A 10234-nucleotide genomic window follows, 5' to 3' on the forward strand; every position below is an offset into this window, starting at 1 on the left:
AGCCCGGGTTTTTTTATGTGCGCTGAATCTCCTTGCTTATATAAGCACAGGTTTTTTTCAGGTAAATTTACCTGATAAAATGATAGAACAAATAGCACTGTTTATAGTTCAAGAAATCTTTTGGACAATGTTAATCATGCTATTGTCAATGAACTGATACATTTTTAACTTATAGAATAAACATATATACACCAATAACTTAAATAAATATTTTTCTGGCTTTTTGGCGGGGGATGTCATATTATTTTCTATATAAAAAAGTACGGTTTACCATCTCTTAACAAGAAATCTTTAATACAGCTGCCATGAAAAAAAATGGTAAAACAAAACAGCAGCTCTCAGAGGAAATTGAATATCTGCGGCGCAGAATTATAGAACTCGAAACCGGAAAAATCCACACTGAAAGCACCGGTCAACCGCTTCCGGAAGGCAGGAAGCTTTCCGGTGACTCCCAGGATGGCGTTCGAACACATCCGGGTGACCATAAAGATATTCATGCCGGAATCACGCTTGATTCTGCCTGTAATGGCATCCCCGAAGGCGAAGGGATTTCCGGATTACGGGAAATCATTGCCCGCCCTCAGGAATTCCATAAAAAAAACAGAAATCCTGATACATCACGCGGTATTGAATCCCCTCAATATTATTCTCCGTACAGCCTGAATTCAGAGAACGAAGGATTGAAATGGTTTCTCCCTGATGGTGTAGTTACGGAGCGCGATAATAACGGTAATCCCGTCCGTGTCAGGGGCATCATGGATATTTCGAAGCTCTCGGAAGCCGAAGAAGTACTCCGTGAGAGCGAGGAACAATACCGGATTTTATTTGAAACGTCTCTTGATCCGATCGGTATTACAACACAGGGAACAACCGTACGCGATGTTAATCAGGCATGGCTCGATCTTTTTGGATATACACGGGAAGATGTCAGAGAGATGAATCTGGGCTGTTTATATCTCCGCGACAAAGACCGTCAGAAATATCTTGATGAAATTGACAGAAATGGGAAAGTCCGTGATTATGAAATCAAACTCCTGCGAAAAGACGGCATGGTGCTGGACTGTCTTGTTTCGACGACTTTACGCTCTGCGGCCAATGGAGACGGGAAAATATACCAGACCATAATTCGTGATATCACCGAAAGGAAACGGCTCCTCGATCGTCTTTCCGTTCTCAACGACTGCTTTCTGAAATTCGGGACCGATCCTCTTGATAATATAAATCAGCTCGTGGAGACATGCGGGAGGCTGCTAGGTGCCGAATGCGCTTTTTATCATCGCATTTACGATCGGAATCTGTGTGCATGGAACTCATGGCATACTCCTCCCGAGCTGGAAAATATCAAAAAACCGCTTGGTCACGTGCTCCATGACGCTATCATGAATTCTGAACGCGGTCTCTTTGTCATCCGGGATGTACCGGAATCGGAATATCATTTCGATGACCCTGAGCTGAAGAAGTTCGGGTTTAAAACTTATATTGCCAGGATTCTGAAAATCGGGAATGGCCAGATAGGGGCTCTCTGCGTTTTATATAAAAAAGATTATAAGCCCACGAATGATGACGAATGGTTGATGGGAGTCATCGCTTCGGCAATTGTTGCCGAAGAGAAACGAAAACTGGCGGAGGATGCCCTCCGTAAAAGTGAAGAACGTCTGCGTCAGGTTATCGATCTTGTTCCCCACTATATATTCGCGCGGGACACAAAAGGTAAAATTGTCCTTGCAAACAAGGCTTTCTCGCAAGTGTTCGGAAAAAGCGTCGAACAGGTGACAGGTTCTCATTATTATAATTTGTCCCCTGATAATAATGGTGGAGAAGAAATGTTCAAAACCGACCAGGAAACCATTCGGAGTGGCAAACCGAAATACTATCCCATTCAATCGATTACCTTTCCCGATGGCGCAGTTCATATCCTTCAAACGACAAAAATTCCGTTTACTATCGCTGACTCCGGTGAACCGGCAATACTCTTCATTTCAGCGGATATAACAGAACAAAAAAAGGCGGAAGAAGCGCTCCGGACATCAGAAGCTCACTATCGAGAGCTGATCGAGAGCATTAATGATGTTATTTTTGTCATCGATACAACCGGGATATTAACCTATATAAACATGCTTGTTGAGCCGGTCTTTGGATATTTGCCTTCCGAGGTAATCGGCCAGCATTATACCCGTTTTTTCCTGAAGGAAGACCTCCAGAAGGCATGCAGGTTTTTCCGGAAAAATCTTCTCGGCCAGCATGACACTGAAGAATTCAGAATTCTCGATAAATCCGGAAAACCCAGGTATATCCGTGCTTCAGCCAGAATATTGAAAAATAATAAAGGGACAATCATAGGATTACGAGGTCTTATGATTGATATCACCGAACGAAAAAAAATTGAAAAGAAAATAAGGAAAAGCGGATATCTGGATTCCAGTATATTTGATATACCGTTAAATCCTTTTACGGTAACCACCCATGAAGGCAAAATATTGGATATAAGCCAGTCATGTCTTGACCTTTTCGGCTATACCCGACAGGAGATAATGAACATCGATCTGAAAAAAACATATGTCAATCCCGATGACTCTAAAAAGTTATTGCATATGCTGAAAATGAACGGATATGTGAAGGATTTTCCGGTAAATTTCCGTAAAAAAGACGGCTCTGTCATCTCCTGTCTTCTGACCGCAAATATGCTGTATATCAACGGAGACTCGCTCCTGGGATACCTTTCATTTATCCGTGAAGTCCCCGCCCGGAAATCATTCCTTATATAATTCCCCCGATAGTCTCTTGTAAAAATAGTATGGCTGAAACCCGATAAAGCATGTAAATAGACCGGCTGAACGTCTGTGGTTAATCAGGGAGAATCACCGTTTTTCTCAATCGTTAAAACCCGTTTTATTTTCACCGTGATTTGTCATATCTTACATTTCACTTATAAAGACAACCATTCAGTGTGAGAACATACTTGGAGGTAATTATGTGTAAAAAAAGATCCTGCAGCTCCTTGATACTGTCTTTTACAGCGTTTACAATGCTGCTTGTTTTTCCATTTACCGCATCACCGGAAAACAGAACGGTTATACGGCATCATGGTTTCGAAGACTTCAGTAAGGGCACTTTCGGAGACAGTGGCGCGAATATCTATGTGTCTAAAGCAGGCGGGATTCAACTGATCAACCGATGGGATTTAAACAATGACGGCTTTCTCGATCTGCTCATCAACCAGGATCATAATTCATTTGAAACAGTCGATGCATTCATTTATCATGGCACAAAGAACGGCTTCCATTCCCTTTTCCCGTCCGCATGGAAACAACTTCCCGCCTACAAACTTTTCACCAAGGTCAACGAAACGAAGCAATACATGGATTTTTTACCGACATTCGGAGGCGGGCCATGCAAAGTCGGGGATTTCAATCATGACGGCTATACTGACATCGTGTTTGTCAATATCATCCATAATTATACCTATAACACGTCAGCTTATCTTTACCTGGGCAGCCCGGAAGGTTTTTCCGTTGTACACCGTCAGGAGATTCCCACGTATTATGCCCAGGATGTTGAAGCTGCCGACCTGAATCGCGACGGATATCCTGATCTCGTTTTTGCCAATTATGGCTATGAATGGGGGAAACAGCGGGGATACCGTCATCATCTCGAGTCGTACGTTTACTGGGGCAGCCCCGAGCTGTATTCGAAAGATCGCCGTATCTCACTGCCCACGGTGAGTGCAACGAGCTGCACTGCGGGGGATTTCGACGGCGACGGATGGACCGACCTTGCATTTGCCAATGCCGATCCGCAGCCCGGTGTGTATGTTTATTTGAACAAAAACGGCAGTTTTTCCGCCGATAATCGTCTGGAAATTCAGGGAGACAGACCTTTGGTGGTCCGTTCCGGAGATGTGAACGCAGACGGCATCGATGATCTTATGGTCTGTTCGTCCGGAAAGGGGATCGATCTTTATCCCGGGTGTTCCCCGTTCCGCCTGGAAAAAGCTTATACTGTTCCGGCGCAGCGTGTCCGTGATATCAAGGTGAAGGATGTGAACCGTGACGGGAATGTTGATCTCATCTGTGCAAGCAGCATAACCGTATCGGATACCCTCATGTTCGGGCACAGCGAAAACAGCTATGCGGTTTCATCTTCCGCCTCTCAGGTCACTCCGACCGTATCCGAGATATTCTGGGGTTCGAAGAAAGGCTTTTCCCCTGACCGGTGCCTCCTGCTGCCCTCGAACTATCCACAGGCGGTGGATGTCGCCGATCTCAACGGCGACTCGTACGACGATATTGTTTTTGCCAATTTCGGCTTTGGGAACAATAATGATGTTCCTTCCTTCATATACTGGGGATCGGAGGATGGTTACGATCCTTCCTGCCGCACTCATATTCAGGGTTTCGGCGCCGATGGAGTGGCATCCGCCGATTTTGACCGTGACGGTATGACAGATGTTCTTCTCATGAATCAGATCAGCCAGACCAGCCCCGTACCCTCAGTTGTATACTGGGGGAATCCCGCTCATTACTATTCCGAGGCTGCCTCCACGTTTATCCCCTGTAACGATCCCTATTATTCGAAGGTGGCCGATCTCAACGATGACGGATACGTCGACATCGTATTCGGCGGATTTCTCTCGATCGCGTGGGGCAGCGCGTCGGGTTTCCGAGAACATACCGATTTTAATTTCCATACGCTCGGTGTGACAGTGCAGGATTTCAACAGGGACGGATTTCTCGACATCGGAGTCAACGCATACGAGAACGGCGCGAAAGGGTATATTATATGGGGATCACCGCAGGGATACTCTCTCGACAAAAAGACCCTCGTAACGGATAAAAACACCGCGAATCCCTGGGGCGTAACCACTGCCGATCTCAACAGGGACGGCTGCCTGGATATTGTGTATGCATCGGGAGACAACCCAAAACGTTCTACGGAGATCGTATGGGGCACCCCGCAAGGTTATGAAAATACGACATCAACGTTTCTGAATACCAACAGGGTGGAAAGCCCGGCTATTGCCGACCTTGACGGGAACGGCTGGCTCGATCTGATATTCCCGGGCGGAGTCAATCTCGATACCCTCGATTATCACAGCCCGAGCCTCATATACTGGGGCAGCGCGACAGGGTATTCCGAAGACCGGAGAAGCGAGCTGGAAGCCTATGCATCGTTCGAAGTCAGCGTTGACGATCTCAACCGTGACGGTTTCCTCGACATCGTTGCCAGCAATTATCAGGCGGAATCGACGAGACATGTGCCCATCTATATCTACTGGGGAAATGCTCAACACACCTACGGTAACCAGAACAGGACTGAGCTCCCGGGGCAGTCTTCGGCCGGTATCGAGCTGCTCGATCTCAATTCCGACGATTTTCCTGATATTATTGTGACCAATCATATTGAGCACGGCGATCACAGCATCGAATCGTATATTTACTGGGGAAGTCCCGATGGTTATTCGGTCGGACGCAGAACCTCGCTTCCGACAATCGGTCCCCATTTTCTTAAAAATATCGATAAGGGCAACATATATAACCGCAGTCCTTTTTTCGATTATATCTCTCCCCCGATAATCCTTCCCGACAAGGTGAAACGGGTAACGGTGGAGTGGACAGGGGAAACACCCCATAATACGGATATCCGTTTCGAATACCGTAGCGCTGCAGACGAAGCGGGGCTCGCAAAGGCCAAATGGTTGACCGTTACGTCCGGCAAACCCTTTTCTCCGGGACGGGGGGCACAGTTCATTCAATACAGGGCAGTATTCATATCGCCTGATGGTGGCAGCAGTCCGGTTCTGAAGGAAGTGGTATTGACATGTGAGTGATGTGGTTTTCGGCGGGTTCGGACAAAGAACGCATCTTGACAATGATGAACGAATAATGTATATTTGCAATTCGGTGGGGCTATAGCTCAGCTGGGATGAGCGCCTGACTGGCAGTCAGGAGGTCGTCGGTTCAATCCCGACTAGCTCCACCAATATTTTCGATTTGTTTATTTTAAATTGGAGACATATCCCCACGAGGTTCCTTTTAGTCCGGAATTCCCTATATCAAAATCATAAGCAGTAAAATTTCTTTTCATATTCTTATTTTAAACGATTACTATCCTATTAATAATCTTATGCAAGTATTTTCTTCACGTTGATTTGGATGTAGCCCTCCGGTTTTCTCACTGGCAGATAAATGAATTTTTCCTCGAATCAATCCCGTCTGATGCAGTAGAAAGAGAGAATAAAAACTTCTCATAGAGAAACATATAATGAAAACGAAAGCAGCCATAATAACAATCGGATTTGTCTGGTCAACAACCGTGTATGTCATGCTTTTCGCATCAGTTTGAAGTCTGCTGATAACCATCGTCTGAATTTATCCTTTTCCTTCAAATTAATAAGGCGCCTTTAATGGGTGCCTTTTTTGTTGGGGAAAGTGATGGCCTGGTAAATGGTAATTACATATAAGGCGAAAAAAGCGTGTATCAAACCGTATGAGAAAAACAGAGGACTTATTATGTGATAAGTATAAAAATATAGGGGAAGTGGGTGTTTTACCATGATACTATCGTCGAGAAATTCTTTTATTCAAGCTTCCACAAAATAGCAATACACCCTCTAAAAAACTTCACTAACACACCGACTGTTCCAGATTACGAACATTGTTCGGATTTCGGAACATTCCGTTGAGCCGATGAATGATATCGAATCGGAATCGACGTTTCTCATTCCGTTATTTAATAAAATAAAAATCAATTAACATCAATAATAACAAATAAATGAATTCTGCACAGTTTTTAAAATGTATGAATGGTATTGTTTTTGCTCTTCTCATGGAATAAAAAAACGAAAGGAGAATTACATGAAAAGAGCAGTTATGATTTCTTGTTTTTCGTTTCTGTCTGTACTTGTCTGTACATATTCGGTTCCGGCTCAGACGTTGAATACTATTCTGGCCAAGCTCCAGACGGTAGAAGAACGTCTCAACGAGCACGAAAAAAACTCCGGAGCTGAAATATCGAAGCAGATCGATAAAGCTCTTGCAGTCAGACTCGCATCAATCGAGTCTGACCGAAAAAGCGAGCAGGTGCAGGTGAAGTCGAATTTTGCGAAGGTGGACAGCCTTGCCATCAATACCCAGATCGATTCTACGATAGCCTCTCTCAGGTCTCAAATCGACCTCCTGCAGGAAAGCGTTAAGGAAATGAAAAATACCATAGAAAATCAGGCTGATGACGAGAGCAAAGCTGTCGCAATGGCACCACAAAATAATCCTCTCATGACGGCTGCAGGCATGATAAACCACGGAGATCAGGCAATTACAACTACCAGTTCTATCGAATCGGTTACACCAGTAAACAATTCGACAATGGTCGAAATTGATTATACCCGGTCTCCTTTGGAAATCGAGCATGTTTATTCCGGTGAGTATTTTTCCAAAATTCACGGGGGTATGGAAAAAAAGAACCGGGGAGATTATCGGGGTAACTTTGATCTGACTGTTTCGGCAAGCAGCGAAGCGCTGGGACTTTGGAAAGGTACAACATTCAGCGTTGACTTTCAGAACGGCAATGGCAGAGGTATAAGCGAATCGTATGTTGGTGACTACCAGGTTCTCAGTAATATCGATGCGGGTAACTTTACCCAGATAAGCGAATACACTCTCTGTCATTCTTTTGCCGGTAACCGGTTCATGATAAAACTCGGCAAACAGGATGCGAATGAGGATTTCAATGTCGCTGACAACGCGGGCGATTTTATCAATTCTTCATTTGGTATCATGCCGAATGTCCCCCTTCCGACTTTCCCCGATCCCGGGCTTGGAATATCGGTATTCTACACTCTTTCTGACAACATACAAATTAAAGCGGGACTCTTCGACGGCCTTAGTCATGGAGGTTCGTGGGGATTTAACACCGCTTTCAGTTCCCACGGGGAAAGCAGTTCGGTCATGGAATTATCATATGGTTCGAGCCTTCTGCCGTTCTTTAAAAAACGGGGCACATTCAAAATTGGACTCTGGCGTCACGGCGGTCTGTATGCACCTGTTGCAGGAACTGGAAGCAAATCGGAGAACCTTGGCGGATATTGTATCTATGAACAGGGGATTTTGGGTTATGCTGAATCTGATCATCACCATGTAGATATGTTTTTGCAGTATGGATATGCTGACAGGGAAATAAGCGCCATACCAAATTATGCAGGAATCGGATTCAAAGCAGACGGTCTCATTACGGGACGTCCTGATGACAGTATGGGTATCGGAGCAGCATGTGCGCTTGTTAACCCTGAAATGAAAGACATGAAAGGAGAAACAGCATTTGAATACTATTACCAGACAACCATAATGGGTAAACTGACATTACAGCCCGATGTACAATATATTATTAATCCCGGAGGTATGTATGACAATGCACTCGTAACCGGTATGCGGGTATATATTAATTTTTAAACAGATGAAGTAACGTTAGCTTCATGTATCATTTAATCACTCACTCTTGGAAAAGGAAATGTCTCGATGTTCACAAACATGAAACTTTCAGCGAAAATGACCCTGATGGGCGCAGGCATTGTCTTTGCTCTCGGGATACTCGGATTTATCGTGTACCATTCCAATTCGACCATCAAGGCAACAATGGAAATCAGCGACGAGATGACCAGTGAAAACAATATCGTCCAGGATACCAGAGAAAGCGAACTCCGTATGATCAGCCTTGTGAGAGCGGCGCTTCTTGACAGGGAAGATGGTGAAATTGAATCAGGAAGAATGAATACTATTACCCAGTCCGTGGAAACGATAAAAAAGAATCTCGCCGAAATAGAAAAATTAGCGGATAATGACGTGGAAAAAGTAAATCTTAAAATAGCCAGCGATAATCTCGATCTCCTGACGAAGATAATTCAGGAAGATTTGGTTAAACTTATTGCACTCTACAAAAACAAGGATACCGACCTTGCGAAACTTGAACAGCAGGTGCAGGTTCTCGATTCCCAAATTGAGGAATATGGCAATAAAACAGAAGAGAGTCTTGGTAAAATCGAAGAATACACGTCCGGGGAGATGAATAAGGCCTCCACAGGTCTTGACAATGCGATTGCGACATCCTCCACGCTGGCACTCATCACGTTCGTGCTCTCTGTCGTCGGCATTATCCTCGTATTCACCCTCTTTGCGCGTGGTATTATTAAATCACTCAACAACGTTATCGAGGGTTTGACGGCGGGAGCAGAACAAGTTGCATCAGCATCACGTCAGGTTTCCGCATCAAGCCAGCAGCTTGCCGAGGGCGCCAGCGAACAGGCGTCGAGTCTCGAAGAAACCTCATCGTCCATTGAGGAAATAGCCTCCATGGGCCGTCAGAATGCGGAGAATTCCAACCAGGCCAAGACTATGATGAATGAGGCGCGGAAGATAGTTGAGAAGGTGGATAACCAGATACGCGGCCTGGTCGAAGCTACTGAAAAGATCGAAAAGTCGAGTGTGGAAACCGGTAAAATCATTAAAACCATTGATGAAATTGCCTTCCAGACTAACCTGCTGGCGCTTAATGCTGCGGTCGAGGCCGCACGCGCTGGAGAGGCCGGTGCCGGATTCGCAGTTGTTGCTGACGAGGTGAGGAACCTGGCTATGAGAGCCTCAGAAGCGGCAAAAAACACCTCCGTCCTGATCGAAAACACCATCAACGCTGTCAAGACCGGAAGCGAGCTCACCAGCTCGACCATGGAAGCGTTTAAAGAAAACTCAGAGATATCGGAGAAGATAGGGAAACTAGTCGACGAAATCGCAGCCGCTTCAAACGAACAGGCGCAGGGGCTTGTACAGATTAACACGGCTATTTCACAGATGGACCAGGTGACGCAAACAACCGCTGCCAATTCCGAGGAATCGGCTTCTGCCAGCGAAGAGCTCACTTCTCAGGCCTCAGAGCTCAATTCCATGGTCGAGATGCTTGTTGTTATTGTCGGAGGGAGCAACGGTAACGGTAACGGGCGTGGAGCCATTGCACGGGACGATCATCCGAAAAAGCACTCAGCCGTAAGTACCAAACTGAATACGCATAATCCGGCTCCGCGGGCGTTGCTTAAAACGAAGTTGAAAACCCATGCGAAGGTTGTCAAGGCCAATGATGTAATTCCGTTGGATGAAGAAGAGTTTGAAGCGTTCTAATAACGGGAGTTAATTCACGTAAGATAACCTGATGCAATGAAGCGGGGGGTACATTGTGCCCCCCGTTATTTAGT

General features: G+C 45.4%; 4 protein-coding genes and 1 tRNA gene. All 5 read left to right on the forward strand.

The annotated features are described in order from the left end of the window. Positions 1-305 precede the first annotated feature (305 nt). The 5 genes from LLG96_09880 (at position 306) to LLG96_09900 (ending at position 10160) form a co-directional block, all read left to right on the forward strand. Complete coding sequence (locus tag LLG96_09880) at positions 306-2765, forward strand: PAS domain S-box protein (protein MCE5250513.1); 2460 nt, start codon at positions 306-308, stop codon at positions 2763-2765. A 206-nt stretch (positions 2766-2971) separates the two neighbouring features. Beyond that, positions 2972-5827: a VCBS repeat-containing protein gene (locus LLG96_09885; GenBank protein ID MCE5250514.1), complete on the forward strand. Its 2856-nt coding sequence runs from the start codon at positions 2972-2974 to the stop codon at positions 5825-5827. Between the two features lie 75 nt (positions 5828-5902). Further along, positions 5903-5979 (forward strand) — tRNA-Ala (locus tag LLG96_09890). A gap of 875 nt (positions 5980-6854) precedes the next feature. Beyond that, complete coding sequence (locus LLG96_09895; protein MCE5250515.1) at positions 6855-8444, forward strand: carbohydrate porin; 1590 nt, start codon at positions 6855-6857, stop codon at positions 8442-8444. Positions 8445-8510: 66 nt separating this feature from the next. Next, positions 8511-10160, forward strand: coding sequence for a methyl-accepting chemotaxis protein (locus tag LLG96_09900; GenBank protein MCE5250516.1), 1650 nt, complete (start codon positions 8511-8513; stop codon positions 10158-10160). Positions 10161-10234: the final 74 nt, after the last annotated feature.

The sequence above is a fragment of the bacterium genome (assembly GCA_021372535.1).
Taxonomy (GTDB): domain Bacteria; phylum Latescibacterota; class Latescibacteria; order Latescibacterales; family Latescibacteraceae; genus JAFGMP01.

Bases quoted from the DNA above. Each gene is read 5' to 3' on its own strand.
- LLG96_09880 (MCE5250513.1), top strand. From the start codon at position 306: ATGAAAAAAAATGGTAAAACAAAACAGCAGCTCTCAGAGGAAATTGAA.
- LLG96_09885 (MCE5250514.1), top strand. From the start codon at position 2,972: ATGTGTAAAAAAAGATCCTGCAGCTCCTTGATACTGTCTTTTACAGCG.
- LLG96_09895 (MCE5250515.1), top strand. From the start codon at position 6,855: ATGAAAAGAGCAGTTATGATTTCTTGTTTTTCGTTTCTGTCTGTACTT.
- LLG96_09900 (MCE5250516.1), top strand. From the start codon at position 8,511: ATGTTCACAAACATGAAACTTTCAGCGAAAATGACCCTGATGGGCGCA.